Here is an 18374-nt window from a genome sequence, read left to right as displayed (position 1 = left end):
TTTTTCCGATCTGCAGCAGCTTTTTATCTCATTCTTATTATTTTCTTCCTATTCTCTTAAGCTCCAGAATCCTCTGGTTCCGGCTTCCGCGAAACTGCAGGGTCAGATCCTTCTCCGCTTCCACGAACTCTCCGTCCACCAGCACATCCACATAGGACAGCATCTCGTCTGTCACCTCTGTATGGACCACGCCGCCGGCTGCCAGATCCCGATCCCACAGATAGCCGCTGTAGCACCAGATATCCTTCTCCGGATACGTCTCGCGCACCTTCTGAAGTAAATGTACCAGCTCCACCTGGTTTTCCGGCTCAAACGGTTCTCCGCCGAGCAGCGTAAAGCCCTGTATATATCCCGGCTCCAATGCCGCTAAAATCTCTTTCTCCGTCTCTTCTGTATATAACTGTCCATATCGGAAATCCCACGTCTCCGCATTGAAACAGCCCTTGCAGTGATGGCGGCAGCCCGACACAAACAAGCTGACGCGCACGCCAGGACCGTTGGCAATATCATACTTTTTGATGGTTCCGTAATACATATCTTCCTCCCCTAGACCAATGTACTCTCGGAGGCTTTCACCACATCCTACAGATGCAGCACCCGATCGCGGATCTCCTGGGTACGTCCCTGGTTCCAGAACTGGGTTCCGATGTAGCCGCAGGTACGGCGTGCGACAAAGAGCTTGTTCTGGTCGCGGTTGCCGCAGTTCGGGCACTCCCACACCAGCTTGCCAGCCTCATCCTCAACAATCTTGATCTCGCCGTCATAGCCACACTTCTCACAGAAATCACTCTTGGTGTTCAGCTCCGCATACATAATATTATTGTAGATAAACTGCATCACAGAGAGAACTGCCGGAATATTAGTCTGCATATTCGGCACCTCGATGTAGCTGATCGCACCGCCCGGGGAGAGCTTCTGAAACTCTGCCTCAAATTTCAGCTTACTGAACGCGTCAATCTTCTCGGATACGTGTACATGGTAGCTGTTCGTGATATAGTTCTTATCCGTAACGCCCGGAATGATACCGAAGCGCTTCTGCAGGCATTTTGCAAATTTATAAGTCGTAGACTCCATCGGCGTGCCGTATACAGAATAGCTGATGTTCTCCGCCTCTCTCCACTCTTTGCATTTATCATTCAGACGCTGCATAACTTTCAGTGCAAATGGCTTCGCCTCCGGATCGGTGTGGGATTTTCCTAACATCCGCATACACATCTCATACAGACCTGCATATCCCAGAGAAATCGTAGAATAGCCGTTGTACAGGAGTTTGTCGATCGTCTCACCCTTTTTCAGGCGGGCAAGCGCACCATTCTGCCACAGAATCGGCGCCACATCGGAGATCGTGCCGAGCAGCCTCTCATGACGGCAGCGGAGCGCACGATGGCACAGTTCCAGTCTCTCATCGAGAATCTGCCAGAAACGGTCCATATCTCCCTCCGAAGAACAAGCCACATCGACCAGGTTAATCGTGACAACACCCTGGTTGAAACGTCCATAGAATTTATGCTTGCCGTTCGGCAGCATCTGGGAATCCTCTACCGTCAGGAAAGAACGGCAGCCCATGCACGGGTAAACCTCGCCCTTCTTTAATTCTTTCATAATCTTAGCAGAAATGTAGTCCGGAACCATCCGTTTCGCGGTACATTTCGCTGCCAGCTCAGTCAGGTGCCAATATTTCGAACCTTCCGTAATATTGTCCTCATCCAGCACATAGATAAGCTTCGGGAACGCCGGTGTGATCCAGACGCCCTTTTCATTCTTGACGCCCTGCATTCTCTGCAGCATCACTTCCTCGATGATCATCGCAAGGTCATCTCTGGTCCGTCCCTCCGGAACCTCGTCCAGATACATAAATACCGTGACAAACGGAGCCTGTCCGTTACAGGTCATCAGGGTGATAAGCTGGTACTGGATCGTCTGGATGCCGCTCTTAACCTCCTCGCGCAGACGGCGTTCGGTCACGCGGTTGATGATATCCTCATCCAGTGCCTCGCCGCACTCGGTGCGCTCTGCAATCACGTTCTTGCGCAGCTTCTGACGGCTGATGTCCACAAACGGTGCCAGATGCGCCAGAGTAAAGGACTGTCCGCCATACTGGTTGCTGGCTACCTGCGCCACGATCTGGGTGGTCACGTTGCAGGCCGTAAAGAAACTGTGCGGCTTCTCGATCATCGTCTCACTGATCACAGTGCCATTCTGCAGCATATCCTCCAGATTGATCAGGTCGCAGTTGTGCTCCTTCTGTGCAAAATAGTCGGTATCATGGAAATGGATGATGCCTTCCTCATGCGCGCGGACGATCTCCTCCGGCAGCAGCACACGCTTGGATAAGTCCTTGCTGACCTCGCCCGCCATGTAGTCACGCTGGGTCGAGTTGATGACCGGGTTCTTGTTGGAGTTTTCCTGATTCACTTCTTCATTAATATGGTCCAAAAGTGCCAGGATGCCGTTATCGGTCGTGTTGGACTTGCGTTTTAACTCCCTGCGGTAGCGGTAGCGCACATATTTCTGTGCAACCTCATAACCACGCATCTCCATAATGCTGGTCTCTACCATATCCTGGATATCTTCCACATTCACCGCGTGCGGCATCTCCTGCACCTGCTCGGCGATCGTATCTGCAATCGCTTCAATCTGGTACGGGTTCATCTGGTGAATACGCTCCACATTGCCGTTCGCTTTCGTGATCGCATTTACGATCTTCGCCCGGTCAAAATGTACTTCTTCTCCATTTCGTTTGATTACATTGGTTGTTACTGTGTCTTCCATCCCTGTTCCCTCTCCTTACCCTTAAGCCCGTTTTATGACTTGTCTTCTATAATCTATAAATTGACTCGCCGGTTCCTGTTTCTGTGATTTCTCTTTCTACTTTTATGGCATACATCGAACATCCATCTGTATCCATTTCCCGTCCCCCAGCTTACTCATTCATGAGAGCAGCGCCTTCTTCTGACAGGCTATTTTTCATGTCCGGATGCCTTCACTGACAGGATTCTTTTCCGTTCCGACTTGTCTTACGATTGGCTTTATTTTTGATTTGTATTTAGGTAATTTTTAGAATTACACACAAAATATTGAACTCGTTTTCTTTCATAACACAATATATAGTGTGTTCGTCGTGACGTATTTAAGCATACACCAATTAGATTAAAAATGGAAGAGGATTCCCCTATATTTTTTCGAATCAGAATTTTGCACAAAAATCATTTTCTCCCTTTACAAACACCCAAATCTGTGATCCCCTTTCCACGACGTTCTTTCCAGACTTATCCACCGTCCCATGTGCAAAACCCACCTCGTCATTTCTCCCATGGCTGTATCCCATATACCCTCTGAGTCTCCTTCGCCCATACCCTTATCTGTTTTAAAAATACCGAAAATAATGCTTTTTAAAATATTTTTAAAAATATTTAAAAAACTGTTGACATTTTATTCTGGATGGAGTAGAATAACTCATGTCTTACGGATGAGGCATCCGCAAGAAAACAAAATAAGCGCCTTTAGCTCAGTTGGTAGAGCAGTAGACTCTTAATCTATTTGTCCAGGGTTCGAGTCCCTGAAGGCGCACTATCAAGTGCTTGTTTCGCAGACCGAGAGCTGTGGGGCAGGCACTTTGTGCGTTAGCAATGAGGCGTACAAAGAAAAAAAGAGATGGCGGATGACGCGTTGTGCTTGCACATAAGCAGCATCCGTTATCTCTTTTTTTCTTTATAGGGCGAATGCCCGACAGCGAGGAAAAGCGCCAGCTTTTTCGAGCTGCGCACGCCGGGACTCAAAGACGCAACCTTTTTTACCCCGCCCCACGCCGGACTCCAAAGACGCAGCTTTTACAGTGCCCGCCCAATCGCCTTCTCCACTTCCTTCTTTGAACTAGCGCCGACTTCCTTGCTGAACACTTCCCCATTCCGGAAAATAATCATCGTCGGGATCGACATGATTTTATATTCAGCCATAACCTCCGGGTTCTCATCGACATTCAGCTTTCCGATCTTCACTCTTCCCTCATACTCGCTCGCCAGCTGCCCGATCACCGGCGCCATCATCTGGCACGGACCGCACCAGTCTGCGTAAAAATCAACCAGTACCGGAATCTCCGATTTCAGTACCTCCTCCTCAAAATTCGCGGTCGTAAACTTCATCTCCATCACTCATTTCCTCCTTTCGTTCTATCCATATAGGCAGTCAACAGAAATGCCCTGTTTCTCTTTACGACGGCTTCTTTTTACCGCCTCCCAGTGCCTTTGCTGCCTCTTCCATCGATTTTTTCCATTTTAATGCCTGTTTATTCAATTCCACTTTATCGCTGGTCGCCTGAATGAGTTTCCGTGTAATCTGCTTTTTAATATCCATTCCGCTATCCAATTTTTTCATTATAACTAATATATACAGCGAAATGCCTTTGCAGCACTCTTTTCCCTACCGCACCGCCACCAGCTTGCAGATCGGCTTGCCCTGCGCCGAGAACTTTGCCTCGTACTCGGTCATGACATTGCCCTCTGCCATCTTGCTGTGGTGCAGGTCACGAGTATATTCTGTGATGCGCCAGCCCGCCTCCGGAATCGCCTCCAGGGAATAGGAAAATAAATCCTGGTTGTCTGTCTTGAACTCGACTCTTCCATCCTTCTGGAGAATCTGATCGTACACTGCCATAAATGGCGGCGAGGTCAGTCTCCGTCTCGCATGGCGGTCTTTCGGCCACGGATCCGAAAAATTCAAATAAATCCGCTCTACTTCCCCCGGTCCAAAAATCTCTGCCAGTTCTCTGGCATCCTCACATAAGAAATAGACATTGGACAGTTCCATCTGTTCTCTCTTGCGGATCGCCTTTAAAAGAACCGTCGAATATTTCTCAATACCCACAAAATTCACATCCGGGTTGCGGGACGCCTGCTCCAAAATAAACTGACCTTTTCCCATTCCCACCTCGATACGGATCGGATGGTCATTTCCAAAAATCTGCTGCCAGGTTCCCTTCTTCTCCTTCGCCTCGTGAACCACGTGCGGGTTTTCTTCTATCATCTGCTCTGCGCCCGGTATATGGCGTAATCTCATCTTCGTTCCTCCTAGTTATCTGTATAAATTAATTTTTTTCATCTATTATCTAAATGAAATATCCTATATTTTTTAGCTTTTCTCTAATATCTAATCTTAGCATTCATATGTTGTTTTCGCAAGATAAATCCTCCTATTCTCACATCTATAAAATTAACACCTATTTGATTTTTTTCCATTACATTTTGAACAAAGGACCTGTAAATTAGATACTATTGTCTTTCCGCCTTTAGAAACAGGAATAATATGATCTATATGCAAACCAACCTCATCAGGCATATATTTTCCGCATATTTGACATGTATAATTATCTCGAAGCATAATTTCCTTTCGCAATGCTTTTGTCATAAGTTTTCTTTGATTTTTACAATGATACTCATTTAAGGTACATTGAAAATCGATTTTTTGTAGCATTATATACCTGTCTATTAACGACTGATAATCGCAACTATACTCTTTATCTTGCACATTTAATTTATATGAAAATTTTTGGTAATTAACCTGTTTATATCGTGTCTGTTGACGAATAAACGTAAAACAAAACATATGCTCATCGTCAATGCATTCAAAAAACTGTTTTTGTCGCAAATCTTTAAATATTGCCCTATCTACTATTTGTTGACTACTATCCTTCCATTGCTGAACCTTTCGATAATGTGTTTCAAAAGCTCCTATTCCATTATTATTTATATATGCATCTATAAAATCTTCAATATTGGGTTTTCTTTTACCCGAAACATCAAAGCAATATTCAAAATACGGATAGCGAAATGGAGATTCCCTAACCTTAGATATTATGTAAAACACCAAACCAATCAATAATATTAAAATTAACAGCTCTCCCATAATTCCTTTCAACCTTTTCTAAATAACACTTTCTTGACAAAATCCTCAAAAAACATTCGTGTTTAAATAAATACTATATTTCTATGATACCACACAAAATACTCTTTCGTATGACTTTTATTATACTTATTTTCGCATCTTTTGCCCCTTACCCATACCATAAAGCTCCCATCCGTCCGACTTTGTGTCCTTTTCTTACGAATTTCATAACTTTTCCAATTTTTATCATTTTATAGATGAATAATTCAAGCGATTATATTATAATAATTTTAGAACAAAACCAAACATACGGTCACGAAATGACTGCCGTCTTTTCACCCGTTCGCCGGACATCCAAAAGTCAGTATCCGTCCGGGAACAGCCGCCGGCACGCCGGTTTCGGACCTGCATCATATACACAGGAGGATATGCCTATGGGAACAACAGCTAACACAGGTCAGAGCACCTGGGAACAGATCCACGGCGGGGTCCGCGAGACCGAGCGCCTGATCGGACAGAAGAATTATAACCTGGCGATGGTGAAAGCCCGCCAGACCCTTGAATACATGGTCAAATGCCTCTGCGAGCGGTATGGCATTCTGGAAACCGGTCTTCTGGAGATGATCGACGCCCTCTACAGCGCCGGAAAAATCAGCAAGACCACCTGCGAACATTACCACAAGATCCGCACGATCGGCAACAAGGCGATCCATGAGGGAGACAACAGCGCCTACAACGCCAATCAGGCGCATCACCTTCTGTCGCAGGAGGTCTACACCTTCGCAAATGACTACAATGACACAAAAAAATCCACCCGGGCTTCCCGAAGTGCAGCTCCAACCCCCGCTTCTTCCCGCCTTCGCGGGAACAGCCGACATTCCTCTGCCAGCTCTGGAAACGGAAAACCTGCCGGCACACGTTCCGGCAGCTCCGAGGGACGCCGTCCGCGCGCCTATGCAGGCGGTCCGTCTTTTGAATTTCGAAGCATTATTAAACCAGTGCTTCTGATTATTATTATCATCCTGCTGCTTTTGATCATCAAGATGATACGCCCTGCGACGGATGCCAAACCGGATTCTACTGCAGCCGTCAGCACCGAATCGCTGGCTCCAGAAACCGAGGCAGAGACCGTTGCCGCAGAATCGACCGTTTACCGGACCACCGACACAGTCAATGTCCGTCCGGAACCATCCACCGACACCGACAGGATTGGCGTTCTAGCACCAGATACCGATGTGGAATATCTCCGTGATTACGACGAAAAATGGGCAGTAATCAGCTACAACGGACAGGAAGCCTACGTTTCCAGAGACTTTATCCGGCAGGTTTCGCAGTAATCAGCCAAAAAAGGAACCATACATGCAGTGATTCTTCTCCCTGACATACATGGTTCCTTTTCATTTTCTTTGTACAATGGTTCATCACTTTCGCAATTATACTTTCCGCAATGAATCCCTGAATTTACTCAACTCAAATTTTACTTCAAATCCCGAATTTTCTCCGCCAGCGGCACAATCTCCTCCAGCGAATTTAACTCATAGTCCGCCAGACTCCGGTCAAAGGAAAAACGGTTATCGATGAGCGCCGCCACTGTCATTCCCGCGCAGTGCCCCGCCGTGATGCCGACCGTCGAATCCTCAATCACAAGGCACTCCTCCGGCTGCAGGCCCATCTGCTCCGCCGTATAGAGGTAAACCGCCGGATCCGGCTTGCTGCGCTTGAACGTACTCGCACTGATCATCCGCTCCAGACGGGACGCCACGCCATTTTCCTTTAAAATGCGCTCCACCTGCTCAATATTCGTCGCGGATGCGACCGCCAGCCGGAAGCCCTCTGTTTTCAGGCGATCCATCACATCCAGAATCTCCGAGCGGAAGATCGAGAGATAATCAATCGAATTAAAAATGTCCGTCCAGCGCCCCAGATACTCGTCATGCAGCTCCTGCCAGGTCTGACCATTGTGGATCGCCTTCTCCACAACCATCCAGCAGTCCTGCTTCGTCGTCCCCACCGTCCCGTGCAGACTCTCCAGAGTCACCTCCGGATTTTTCGTTTTTGCATATTCATACAGATAATTCAGATAAATTCCTTCACTGTCAATGATGACCCCATCCATATCAAAAATGACTGCCTTTATCATATTCGTATCCTCTCTCTTTCTGCTCCAGATTATAACATCTTCCCCCAGTATACAGGAATCCCCCGCCAGCTGACAAGCCCCTATTCCACCCTCCCGCCATTCTTTCGAAAAATTTATTACTGTTCACGCATCGTGCCCAGTAACGGAATTTGCCGTGGCTTCGCATTCAAATACGGCAAACTCCTGCTGCCACCATGTTTTCTTACGGCACTTTCGCTTCCAAAAGTGCCTACCCGTAAACAGTAACAAAAATTTCACATATTTTTCCATTTCGCGCCTTTTCATGCTTCCCCGAAACTGTTATACTGGATAACGAAACGGAAACTTTAACATACAGAGCCGTTTCAAGGAAAATAGAACAAACGACCTCTTTACAAATTTATCACATAAAATGAAAGGCTGCAGCTGTACCACAACCTGACAGCCGCGAAAGGTTTTATATGACACAGAAAAAAACATATTTAAGCTGGCTTCTGGGGCTTATCTGTGCTTTCAGTCTGATGATCGTGTTTCTGATTACCTCGGTGGAAGCCGTCGCCTACTGGACGCCGCATTATTATGAAAATGAATATACCCGCTACCAGGTTGCCGATGATGTCCATATGGAGATGGACGACCTGCTTTACGTGACGGACGAGATGATGGCATATCTGCGCGGCAGCCGCGACGATCTGAACATTGACACCGTCGTAGACGGGACGCCGCGCGAATTTTTCAACGCCAGGGAGAAGGCGCACATGGCGGATGTCCGCAACCTCTTTCTCGGAGGACTGGCGCTGCGCCGCCTCTGCCTGTTTCTGGCAGCGGCATCGGTTGCACTGCTGGCACTTTTCAAGGTTCCGTTAAAACACCTGCTGCCACGGATGCTCTGCGCCGGGACGGTTTTATTTCTGGGCGTGACCGCCCTGCTTGCCGGGATCATTTCCACTGATTTTACGAAATATTTTATTATTTTCCACAAAATCTTCTTTACCAATGATCTCTGGCAGCTCGATCCGCGGACCGATCTTCTGATCAACATCGTGCCGGAACCATTTTTCATGGACACCGCCGCCCGGATCGGCATCACCTTCTGCCTGATGACCGGCGCCCTGTTTTTTCTCTGCCTTGCATGTATCCTGCGGGAACACCGCAGGGGCAAATCAGGGGCAGAAAATTCCGGAAATTCCGGAGGCGGCAGCTCTCCAGGTAGTTCCAGCCACCCGGCTGCTCCGGATTTGAAGACGAAAATAGCTGGCAGCACAGGCAGCAAGTTGTCCTTGTTTTTAATTGGTACACTTTTGCTGTCCCTGCTCGCCGCCCCGATGCAGGCGCTTGCCTCCACCGACTGGCCAGCGGACATTTCCATTGACTCCGATGCCGGGATCGTCATGGACGCCAACACCGGAGTCGTTTTATATGGAAAAAACATCCATGAAACCTACTCTCCCGCCAGTATCACGAAGGTTCTGACCTCCCTCATCGTTCTGGAGCACTGTTCCCTCGATGAGACAGTCACCTTTTCCGAGAGCGCGGTCTACAACGTGGAGTCCAACAGCAGCAGCGCCGGATACGATACAGGCGATACTGCCAGCGTCAAGGACTGCCTCTACGCCCTGCTTTTAAAATCAGCCAATGAGGCTGCCAACGCCCTCGCCGAGCACGTTGCTGGCTCCGCTGATGCATTTGCTGTTTTGATGAATGAAAAAGCCGCCGAGCTTGGGTGCCAGGATTCGCATTTTGCAAATCCGAGCGGTCTGAATAACGAGGAACACTATGTCAGCGCCTACGACATGGCGCTCATCACGCGGGCGGCATTTGAAAATCCTACGTTTGCCAAGATCGTCGAGACAACCTACTATAAACTGCCGCCGAACCAGAAAAATCCCGAGGGACAGGGCATCTCCCCGGGCAATAAGCTGGTCAAAAAGAACTGGCCGCAGTACTACCGTCCGGACGTCCTCGGCGGCAAAACCGGTTATACCTCCATCGCCCTCAACACACTGGTCAATGGTGCCAGACAGGGCGATACGACACTGATTACCGTCATCCTGCACAGCAACAACACGCAGTATGAGGATACCAGCCGGCTGCTCGACTTTGGATTTAACAATTTCCAGTCGGTCAAAATTGCAGATTATGATCAAACTTTTTCAAATATCGGAAAAGATTTAAAAATTGCAGATGTGTCTACCGCCGGGGGCGAATCCCTGTCCATCGACCCAGATAGCCGCGTGGTACTTCCAAAAACAGCGGATTTCTCGGAGACAACGACCTCCTTCGACTATGAGATCCCGGCTGGCGCACCGGACGGCACGATCGCCTGTGTCACTTATTCGCTCGGGGATCACAAGGTTGGCCAGGCATATCTGACCCTCACCGACAGCAGCCAGACAGCGGCAGATATTCCCGAAAAGCTTGTATCCCAGGCGGCAACAGCTACCGCGCAGGACAGCTCCGACACTGCCCTCTCAAACGGCTCCTCGGAGGCCTTGCCGCTATCCAATCCGCCCGAATCGGCTGCTAATCAGGAAAATAGTTCCACCGGTAAATCCTTTGGACAGCTGTTTCATATTTCCGTCCGCGTTCCACCGGCATTCATCGCTGCACTGACCGCCATTCTTGTCGTGATCGGCGCGGTCACCGCCGGCATCCGTTTTCTCCAGATGCAGCGCCGCCAGGAGGAGGACGCCCTCGCAGAACGCCGCAGACGGCGCGCAGAACGTCTGCGCGACAGCGGAATGTCCGAAGCAGATTTCGACCTGATGATGCAGGACCGCCGAACGGCGCTGGCGAAAAAAAGGAAGAAACGTTCGCATAAAATCCCATAACTGACACAAAAAGAGTTACCAGATGTGGAAATTCTCTTCTTTTACCTTACTCTAAACAGGCAGGAGAAACATTTCCATATCCAGTAACTCTTTTCTATGAATTTTTTCTTTTCTCTAATTCCTATTTCATACGCTCCATCCGCCCGGCTGCCTTTACCCTACTCGGCTGCTTCTGCCGCCTTTCCAGACTTCTTCGCCTTGTTGCGTTCCGCGCGCTTCTTCTTCGTTTCCTCCTTCTTCTGCTCCACGTAGGCCGCTCCCTCTTCACCGACCAGCTTCGTCGTCTTAACAGCAAAGAACGAGCCGTCCTCCGACTTCTTCATCCGGATCTTTCCCTTCATATAACCGTGCTCCGGGCAGACCGCCAGACAGAAGTAAAATTTCTGGTTTGAGGAAAACCAGCGGATCTTTTTCCGCAAGGTCCGGCGGCATTTGTAACAAACCATCTCCGCCACACGCCGTTCCTCCAAAATCTCTTCCTTCGTCTCATGCTCACGCGACACAAATTTCGCATATTCTGGAAATTCCAGGTAGATCTCTTCCTCCTCCGTCAGCGGCGGCTGGTAATAATCCACTGAAACATACTCCATCATGCTGTAAAAGTCCATCTCACTCATGACACGCCCCGTGTAGTACGCATCATCCAGCGCCCGGTGGAACGGGCGGTCTTCCGTGAGGTGCAATTCCTCTACCACGGTATCTAACGACTCCTTTTGCTTGGTGCCGTGGATCAGGGCATAGATTTTCTGCAAATCATAATAGAGAAGCGGCGATGGAAACTGCAGCTCCATCCCGTGATATACCATATTCCGCTGCAATTCGGTCAGATCCATCGAGCCCCACGTACAGAACCGGTAATCATCCCCGCACCATTCTAAAAATTCGGTCATCGCACGCACAAAATCCTCGCCTTCTGTGTCAAGCTGCTCGATCGACATATGCGTCACTTCTGATATCTTATAATGCATCTGCCGGTACACCCGCGGGCGGATCAGACGGCGAAATTCCGAAATGATTTGAAGATTTTTATTTAATTTTACCGCGCCTATCTCAATAATCTCAAATGGAAGCCGGTTCATCGAGCCTTCCTTGCCCGCCGGACTCTGGTTCCATTCCAGATCCAATACTATAAACTGTCCCATAATTCTCGTCTCTTTGTAACGGTTCCGTTTTCTCCGCGTTACCTCTTACTTTTCTTTCTTCACGTTGTCACTGTCCATAACTTTACCACAAATCTGTGTATAAGTCCATATTAGGTTACCGGGCACACATGCGGGGACAGTAATATTTTTGTTACTATACACGGGTAGGCACTTTTGGAACCGAAAGTGCCGTAAGAAAACGTGGTGGTAGCAGGAATTTGCCGTATTTAAATGCGAAGCCACGGCAAATTCCGTTACTGGACACGTATGCGTGTACAGTAACATATTTTTTACATAGAACCACTGGCAGAGTGCCTCCATCTTTGCTATACTTCATGATAGAACGAAGAAGCATTTCTTTTATCAGAATGCTTTCTTCTAAGCTTTATTATGCACCTTGGGAGGGGCTGCTTATGGATTTAATACAACAATTTATCGATACATACAAGATGAAATGGACATTCTACGACGCAGCCGGGCGGCTCGCGGCAGAGAAACTCCAGCTCGCCCTGCAAAATGCCGGTATCCGGGCGATCGTGACCTCTCGCGCCAAGAATCCCGCCAGACTCCGCACAAAAGTGCAGCGGCGCAATTCCAGACGTGAAGAACCATACCAGACACTCGAGGAAATCTACGACGACATTGCCGATCTGTCCGGTGTACGCGTCTCCCTGTATTTCCCCGGTGACCGCGGCAAAGTAGATGCGATCATCTCGGAGCTTTTCAACATCCTGGAATTTAAACAGTTCCCGGAACAGTCGAAACCCCCGACTTACCACAAACGGTTTTCTGGCTATTGGGCGAACCATTACCGCGCGCGGATGCGCGATGAAATTTTGAATGAATCACAGAAAAAATACGGATCGGCGCGCATCGAGATCCAGGTGGCGTCCCTGATCATGCACGCCTGGTCCGAGGTTGAACATGATCTGATTTACAAGCCAATGCAGGGAACTTTATCCGAGGAAGAGCTGTCGATCTTAGATGAGTTAAATGGTCTGGTCCTTGCCGGCGAGATCGCGCTGGAACGCCTACAGGCAGCCGGAAATGAGCGGCTCCGCAGCCGCAATGCCGCGTTTGGAAGCCAGTACGAGCTGGCGTCCTATCTCTATAATTTCCTGAGCAGCCATCTCAAAACCGAGGACATCGAGCTTCGAATGGGAAATATTGCCCTGCTCTACCGGCTTTTGCAGCGTTTACAGCTCACTGGTCTCAAAGATATTACCCCGATTCTGCGGTCTGTCAAATTTGAAAAGGATCGGCGCACCATTTCCCAGCAGATCATCGATCAGATTATCTCCGGCAATGAAAAGCGCTACCAGTGCTATCAGGAGCTGCGGACGGAACCGGAGACCGCCTCACCGGAAACCCTGCAGGCAGTCAACCAGTTCCTCGAGGAGTGGGTACCATTAGAGCGCCTGCTCAACAAAACTGCACGGCGCACCTCGACGCGTTCCCGCGGTGCCTTCAATATCAATACACTCAAGCGGATGGATCTCTTTGACAAAGAAATGATCAACCAGATTGTCCAGCTCCGCAAGCTGCGGAATGTCCTGATCCACGACATCGAGCTGCCGGACCAGGCACAGATTCTCCGCTGTACGGAGGAAGCGAAAGCACTTCTGGCACAGCTGACCGGACAGCATGACGCAATGGCAGACGGAGAAAACGGTGAGAAAAACAGCCTCGCAGAAAACACATAGAACACAAACGCGCCAATCACCAAAAATGCAAAACACCAGATAGCAAAAAAACACAACGATAAAAGCCATCCAGTTTTTAGCCGGATGGCTTCTTTATTTTACATATTTGATTCTTTTCAGAACCGCTTCCAACATCGAAACACGATGTTTTACATTCTAATTTTGCATTCTAAATTCAGAAGCTTCTTAAATTAGAAATCAACCTCTGTATCATAGAAGCAGCAGGTCAGAAGTTTCGCCATCTGCTCCGGATTGATCGAACGCGGGTTGGAACCGGTACATGCATCGCCGACTGCCAGCTCTGCCACGGTTGCCAGTTTGTCATTGAATTCTTTCTCGTCAATGATTCCGCCCTCATAGAGCTTAATGCTCGGAGCGATATTTAACTGCTTGTTCATCTCTTTGATCTCGGCGATCAGAGCGTCAACCAGAGCCTCGTCGCTGTCTCCCTGTAAACCGATGAACTTCGCGATATCTGCATAACGGGAAGCTGCCTCCGGTTCCTTGGAGTTAAATTTAATAACCTTCGGAAGATACATCGCATTCGCTGCACCGTGAACGATATGTCCGCCGGAGTAAGCTGCACCTGTCTTGTGTGCCATGGAATGGACGATACCAAGCAGTGCATTGGAGAATGCCATACCTGCCAGGCATTGTGCGTTGTGCATACGTGCTCTCGCTTCTTTGTCGCCATTGTAAGATTTAACCAGATAGGTATGAATCATCTTGATTGCGTGAAGTGCCAGCGGGTCGGTGTAATCACAATGAAGTGTGGATACATACGCCTCGATCGCATGGGTCATCGCATCCATACCGGTGTTTGCGGTCAGCTTCTGCGGCATGGTCTCAGCCAGCTCCGGATCCACGATCGCTACATCTGGTGTGATATTGAAATCTGCTAACGGATATTTGATACCCTTATGATAATCGGTAATAACGCTGAATGCCGTAACCTCAGTTGCTGTACCAGAAGTAGACGGAATCGCGCAGAATTTTGCTTTTGTACGCAGTGTCGGGAAATTGAACGGAGTGATCAGATCCTCAAACTTGGTATCTGGATACTCGTAGAATGCCCACATCGCTTTCGCTGCATCAATTGGAGAACCACCGCCGATCGCTACGATCCAGTCCGGACCAAATTCCTGCATAAGCTTTGCGCCCTTCATAACGGTCTCAACGCTCGGATCTGGCTCTACTCCCTCAAACAGAGCCACTTCCATGCCAGCTTCTTTCAGATAATCTTCTACTTTCTGAAGGAAACCGAAGCGTTTCATGGAACCACCGCCAACGACAACGACTGCCTTTTTGCCTTTCAGATTTTTCAGTTCCGCTAAAGATCCTTCTCCATGATAGAGATCCCTCGGTAATGTAAATCTAGCCATATTGATACTACCTCCTGTTAATTTTTTAACCACCCTATGTCCAGATTATAGCACGCATTCTGGTGGATTTCAACTGTTTTAACTATTCACTTTTGATATATTTGTGTATTTTTCAAAAATTTTACATTTTATTACTTTGATTTCCATAGAAACTGCGTTCTTCGCTTGTCAATCATCCAACAAACTGCTTCTTTTCTCCATTTTGAACCGTTCCTTTTCTGTCTGCATAATACCCCTGTGCCTTTGCCTCTATCATAAAGAATTCCTGCTGCCACCATGTTTTCTTACGGCACCTTCGGTTCCAAAAGTGCCTACCCGTAAACAGTAACGGAATTTCTCCACGCCTATTTCCATGCAAAATCTTATCTTGACATCCCTGTTTTTCCGTACTATAACAAGGGCAAGCATAAGCCGCCTATGCGCTTATGCCCGTTTCATAGCACCTTACAGATTATATCTGTACAAGACTGACACGGAGGACATTATAATATGAAACAGAACTCACGAATCCAACTGGAAAACACCTTGATCGGCGCACTTGGCGTTCTTTCCCTTGTACTTTTTATTCTCAGCTTCCTGCCAGGGCTGGGACTGGCAAACCGCGTCGGTATCCTTCTGGAAATGGGGCACATGGTACAGCGTGCCTTTTCTGTCGTGCTCTTCATCCTGACCTTCCAGCTTTGGAAACGGAAGCGCGCCGCCTGGAACATTGCTGTTCTCCTGCTGTTTTTAAGCTTTTTACGCGGGCTGACAGCACTTTCTTCGCCTTTGTATCTTCCGTTTCACCTGGCAGAAGCCGTATTATTTCTGCTTCTCCTGTGTTTTCGGAAGGACTTCTGCTGCCCGTCTGACCGGCGCAGCCTCGGACGCTCTCTCCTGTTTCTGCTGCTGGCACTGGCAGGCATCATCGTCAATGCCGGTATCAGCTATCATTTTTCGGTAAAACCGCTGGGAGAAACCTCACTTGACTCGCTGATGGATAGTCTCATTCAGGGAACTGCCATGATTTTCGGCATGGGAAATCCGAGCAATGTTTCACGTGAAACACATGTAGTCGAACTGGTTACATTCTGGTTCAGCTGGGGCTGCATCCTCGCCTCCATTCTGTATGCGGTCCGCCCATGGCTGCTGCGTCCAGTCAGCCATGCTTCGGATTTGATGCATGCCCGCACCCTCGTCAACCTGTACAGCCAGAATCCCAGCGCCTACCTAACGCTGGAGGATGACAAGCTCCTATATTTCGGTCACAAGGTGGACGGCGTCATCCCCTACGGAGTCGTCGGCAGCACCATCGTTATCAACGGCGATCCCATCTGCGCGGACAGCGATTTTCCGGTTCTCCTGGCAGAATTTAAAGAATTTTGCCAGCGCAGCGCTCACAACCTGTTTTTTATCAGCGTCACTGACCATTTTCTGGAAGAATATAAGAAGCAGGGCTTTGGATGGGTCAAAAACGGGGAGGAAGCCCGTTTCCACCTTGCGGACTATGAAATCTCTGGCAAGAAAGGCGCCAAGATGCGGATGAACATCAACCACGCCCGGAAAGCCGGGGTCGTCGTCCATGAATACTGCCCGCTGAAGCAGCGGGATGCACAGATTGAGGCAGATCTGAACCGCATCACGAACGAATGGCTGCAGCAGAAAAAAAGTTCGATGCTGACTTTCGTTATGGGAACTGTCGGGCTGGAAAATCCGATGGACAAGCGATATTTCTACGCCACCGACGCCGACGGAAAAATCGTGGCATTCATCGTGTTTGTCCCATTTCTCGGCAAAAGAGGCTACATGGCGGACGTCACCCGCCACGGAACCGGCGCACCGAGCGGCGTGATGGAGACGATTCTTTACGACGCATTTCAGGTTTTCAAAGACGAGGGCATTGAGTATGGCAGCCTCGGTGTTGCCCCGCTCGCTGGCTTGGAAAATGACAGCTCTAATCCGGTCGAAAAGCTGCTCTGCTTCGCTTACAATCACCTGAATGACTGTTATGGATTCCGCGATCTCTACCGTGCCAAGGAAAAATACAGCCCGACCGAATGGGTTCCTTCCTATTATATTTACCTGCCGAAGATTCCAACACCAGACATGTTTTATGCCCTTGTGACGATTCAGAATCCGCATCAGATCCGCGAGGCAGCGGAGGATCTGGTAAAAGGATGGGCGCAGCGACTGAAAAACAAGAGGACTTCCCCGACACATCAGAGTAAACCATCTCGCCAGGTAAGTTGGGCTGCTTCTTCCAGCACGAAGCAGCCCGACACAAGAAAGCAGACAGATGCAGATAAAAAGGCAGACTAAACTTAGCTTTTATCATGCTGGATGCAGCCTGATAAATTTCATTTTTTTACCAGAAAAGAGGCGCTCTTATGATGAAACATTCCGGTTATCTCACCACCTCCGGCGCAGAAATCTACTATGAACAGTACGGCAGCGGCACACCGCTCCTTATCCTGCATGGAAACAGCCAGTCCCTTGCCGTTTTTTATCCATTTCTGCGCACGTTTCTGCCCGATTTTCAGGTGATTCTGATGGACAGCCGGGGACATGGGCGTTCCCGGCTGTCTGTCCACACAGCGCTCCGCGGGTTCTCTACAGAGGATATGGCAGACGACGTTATCGCCCTGCTTAACCACTTACATCTTTCCTCCGTCCACCTGCTGGGATTCAGCGATGGTGCCAATATCGGGCTGGAGATCGCATGCAAATACCCGGAGCGGCTGAAAAAGCTCATCTGTATCAGCGCCAACGCCTCACCGGACGGGCTGCTCACGCCGCTATACCTTGCCGCCCAAATGCTGCACAGCATTTTAAATCTCCTGCTGCCTGTTTTAAAATGCAGCTTCTCTTCTGCCTCTGCATCCTCCGGGTCCTCTGCGGTCTCTGCACTGTCCACCCCGAAAGTTTCCCTGCCATTTCAGAAGAATTTCTCTGTTTCCGCCACATCCGCAGTTTGTGCCAACAAAGAAAGGCAACGTCATTTCGTGTCAAATTTCCCCCGGATTCCGGCAGAACAAAAAAAGAAGCCTGACTTTCTTACCCGGCTGACGCACCGCGTCCTCCGCCGCCGAAATCTGACTTCTCTTTTACTTCACTCGCCCCGTTTAAGTGCCCGGAAATTGCAAACCATCTCCGTTCCTGTGCTGCTGATCGCCGGAACCCGGGATCTCATTAAGCCCTCGCACTCCCGCTGGTTAGCAAGGCAGATTCCAACCAGTCAGCTTCTTTTAATGACCGGGGGACGGCATACTTCCATATTCCGGACACCGGCGCCTTATCTGCGCGCAATTCTGGCATTTCTGCGCCGCAGCTAAAGTCTC

At 48.9% G+C, this 18374-nt stretch carries 15 protein-coding genes and 1 tRNA gene; 6 read left to right on the top strand and 10 right to left on the bottom strand.

Features of this window, described 5'->3' with window-relative positions:
* Positions 1 to 37: 37 nt before the first annotated feature.
* The 3 genes from nrdG to DWV73_RS12885 form a co-directional block, all read right to left on the bottom strand.
* A complete protein-coding gene (gene nrdG, locus DWV73_RS11715; RefSeq protein ID WP_117796799.1) occupies positions 38 to 535 on the bottom strand; it encodes an anaerobic ribonucleoside-triphosphate reductase activating protein in 498 nt (165 codons plus the stop codon).
* A gap of 47 nt (positions 536 to 582) precedes the next feature.
* Positions 583 to 2772 (bottom strand): anaerobic ribonucleoside-triphosphate reductase, encoded by a 2190-nt coding sequence (gene nrdD, locus DWV73_RS11710; protein ID WP_117796798.1) that lies wholly within the window; start codon positions 2770 to 2772, stop codon positions 583 to 585.
* Positions 2773 to 3187: 415 nt separating this feature from the next.
* Positions 3188 to 3328 (bottom strand): hypothetical protein, encoded by a 141-nt coding sequence (locus DWV73_RS12885; protein WP_182436618.1) that lies wholly within the window; start codon positions 3326 to 3328, stop codon positions 3188 to 3190.
* Positions 3329 to 3497: 169 nt separating this feature from the next.
* Here DWV73_RS12885 and DWV73_RS11705 point away from each other — a divergent pair.
* Positions 3498 to 3570 (top strand) — tRNA-Lys (locus DWV73_RS11705).
* A 260-nt stretch (positions 3571 to 3830) separates the two neighbouring features.
* On the opposite strand, the gene trxA is transcribed toward DWV73_RS11705, so the two are convergent.
* The 4 genes from trxA to DWV73_RS11690 form a co-directional block, all read right to left on the bottom strand.
* A complete protein-coding gene (gene trxA / locus DWV73_RS11700) occupies positions 3831 to 4148 on the bottom strand; it encodes a thioredoxin (protein WP_117796797.1) in 318 nt (105 codons plus the stop codon).
* Between the two features lie 61 nt (positions 4149 to 4209).
* Entirely contained in the window at positions 4210 to 4374 is a 165-nt protein-coding gene (locus tag DWV73_RS12780) for a hypothetical protein (protein ID WP_177271941.1), read from the bottom strand.
* Positions 4375 to 4419: 45 nt separating this feature from the next.
* Entirely contained in the window at positions 4420 to 5055 is a 636-nt protein-coding gene (gene trmB, locus DWV73_RS11695; RefSeq protein WP_117796796.1) for a tRNA (guanosine(46)-N7)-methyltransferase TrmB, read from the bottom strand.
* 153 nt (positions 5056 to 5208) lie between these two features.
* Positions 5209 to 5901 (bottom strand): HNH endonuclease, encoded by a 693-nt coding sequence (locus DWV73_RS11690; RefSeq protein ID WP_117796795.1) that lies wholly within the window; start codon positions 5899 to 5901, stop codon positions 5209 to 5211.
* A 413-nt stretch (positions 5902 to 6314) separates the two neighbouring features.
* On the opposite strand from DWV73_RS11690, the gene DWV73_RS11685 reads away from it, so the two are divergent.
* Positions 6315 to 7217, top strand: coding sequence for an SH3 domain-containing protein (locus tag DWV73_RS11685; protein ID WP_107000921.1), 903 nt, complete (start codon positions 6315 to 6317; stop codon positions 7215 to 7217).
* Positions 7218 to 7357: 140 nt separating this feature from the next.
* On the opposite strand, the gene DWV73_RS11680 is transcribed toward DWV73_RS11685, so the two are convergent.
* Positions 7358 to 8020 carry an HAD family phosphatase gene (locus DWV73_RS11680; protein ID WP_117796794.1) on the bottom strand — a complete coding sequence of 221 codons (663 nt, stop codon included), beginning with the start codon at positions 8018 to 8020 and terminating at the stop codon, positions 7358 to 7360.
* Positions 8021 to 8460: 440 nt separating this feature from the next.
* Here DWV73_RS11680 and DWV73_RS13170 point away from each other — a divergent pair, with 440 nt between their 5' ends.
* A complete protein-coding gene (locus DWV73_RS13170) occupies positions 8461 to 10830 on the top strand; it encodes a TIGR01906 family membrane protein (RefSeq protein ID WP_333549848.1) in 2370 nt (789 codons plus the stop codon).
* Between the two features lie 158 nt (positions 10831 to 10988).
* On the opposite strand, the gene DWV73_RS11665 is transcribed toward DWV73_RS13170, so the two are convergent.
* The gene (locus DWV73_RS11665; protein WP_022359138.1) at positions 10989 to 11972 is read right to left on the bottom strand and encodes a 3'-5' exonuclease; all 984 of its coding nucleotides are present in this window, start codon (positions 11970 to 11972) and stop codon (positions 10989 to 10991) included.
* 413 nt (positions 11973 to 12385) lie between these two features.
* Between DWV73_RS11665 and DWV73_RS11660 the strand changes: the two genes are divergently transcribed.
* A complete protein-coding gene (locus DWV73_RS11660) occupies positions 12386 to 13675 on the top strand; it encodes a RelA/SpoT domain-containing protein (protein WP_117796793.1) in 1290 nt (429 codons plus the stop codon).
* 191 nt (positions 13676 to 13866) lie between these two features.
* Here the strand turns inward: DWV73_RS11660 and DWV73_RS11655 are convergent, their stop codons facing one another.
* Entirely contained in the window at positions 13867 to 15057 is a 1191-nt protein-coding gene (locus tag DWV73_RS11655; RefSeq protein WP_022359140.1) for an iron-containing alcohol dehydrogenase, read from the bottom strand.
* A 489-nt stretch (positions 15058 to 15546) separates the two neighbouring features.
* On the opposite strand from DWV73_RS11655, the gene DWV73_RS11650 reads away from it, so the two are divergent.
* Entirely contained in the window at positions 15547 to 17355 is a 1809-nt protein-coding gene (locus DWV73_RS11650; protein ID WP_117796792.1) for a phosphatidylglycerol lysyltransferase domain-containing protein, read from the top strand.
* Positions 17356 to 17423: 68 nt separating this feature from the next.
* The gene (locus DWV73_RS11645; protein ID WP_117796791.1) at positions 17424 to 18368 is read left to right on the top strand and encodes an alpha/beta hydrolase; all 945 of its coding nucleotides are present in this window, start codon (positions 17424 to 17426) and stop codon (positions 18366 to 18368) included.
* Positions 18369 to 18374: the final 6 nt, after the last annotated feature.

Source organism: Clostridium sp. AF12-41, from assembly GCF_003461685.1.
Taxonomy (GTDB): domain Bacteria; phylum Bacillota; class Clostridia; order Lachnospirales; family Lachnospiraceae; genus Otoolea; species Otoolea fessa.
The sequence above is the reverse complement of the archived record's forward strand: the minus strand, read 5'-3'. Positions and strand labels throughout refer to the sequence as shown.

What these genes read in the sequence shown, in the direction of transcription:
- nrdG (WP_117796799.1), bottom strand. Translation starts at nt 535, where the DNA reads ATGTATTACGGAACCATCAAAAAGTATGATATTGCCAACGGTCCTGGC.
- nrdD (WP_117796798.1), bottom strand. Translation starts at nt 2,772, where the DNA reads ATGGAAGACACAGTAACAACCAATGTAATCAAACGAAATGGAGAAGAA.
- DWV73_RS12885 (WP_182436618.1), bottom strand. Translation starts at nt 3,328, where the DNA reads ATGGGATACAGCCATGGGAGAAATGACGAGGTGGGTTTTGCACATGGG.
- trxA (WP_117796797.1), bottom strand. Translation starts at nt 4,148, where the DNA reads ATGGAGATGAAGTTTACGACCGCGAATTTTGAGGAGGAGGTACTGAAA.
- DWV73_RS12780 (WP_177271941.1), bottom strand. Translation starts at nt 4,374, where the DNA reads ATGAAAAAATTGGATAGCGGAATGGATATTAAAAAGCAGATTACACGG.
- trmB (WP_117796796.1), bottom strand. Translation starts at nt 5,055, where the DNA reads ATGAGATTACGCCATATACCGGGCGCAGAGCAGATGATAGAAGAAAAC.
- DWV73_RS11690 (WP_117796795.1), bottom strand. Translation starts at nt 5,901, where the DNA reads ATGGGAGAGCTGTTAATTTTAATATTATTGATTGGTTTGGTGTTTTAC.
- DWV73_RS11685 (WP_107000921.1), top strand. Translation starts at nt 6,315, where the DNA reads ATGGGAACAACAGCTAACACAGGTCAGAGCACCTGGGAACAGATCCAC.
- DWV73_RS11680 (WP_117796794.1), bottom strand. Translation starts at nt 8,020, where the DNA reads ATGATAAAGGCAGTCATTTTTGATATGGATGGGGTCATCATTGACAGT.
- DWV73_RS13170 (WP_333549848.1), top strand. Translation starts at nt 8,461, where the DNA reads ATGACACAGAAAAAAACATATTTAAGCTGGCTTCTGGGGCTTATCTGT.
- DWV73_RS11665 (WP_022359138.1), bottom strand. Translation starts at nt 11,972, where the DNA reads ATGGGACAGTTTATAGTATTGGATCTGGAATGGAACCAGAGTCCGGCG.
- DWV73_RS11660 (WP_117796793.1), top strand. Translation starts at nt 12,386, where the DNA reads ATGGATTTAATACAACAATTTATCGATACATACAAGATGAAATGGACA.
- DWV73_RS11655 (WP_022359140.1), bottom strand. Translation starts at nt 15,057, where the DNA reads ATGGCTAGATTTACATTACCGAGGGATCTCTATCATGGAGAAGGATCT.
- DWV73_RS11650 (WP_117796792.1), top strand. Translation starts at nt 15,547, where the DNA reads ATGAAACAGAACTCACGAATCCAACTGGAAAACACCTTGATCGGCGCA.
- DWV73_RS11645 (WP_117796791.1), top strand. Translation starts at nt 17,424, where the DNA reads ATGATGAAACATTCCGGTTATCTCACCACCTCCGGCGCAGAAATCTAC.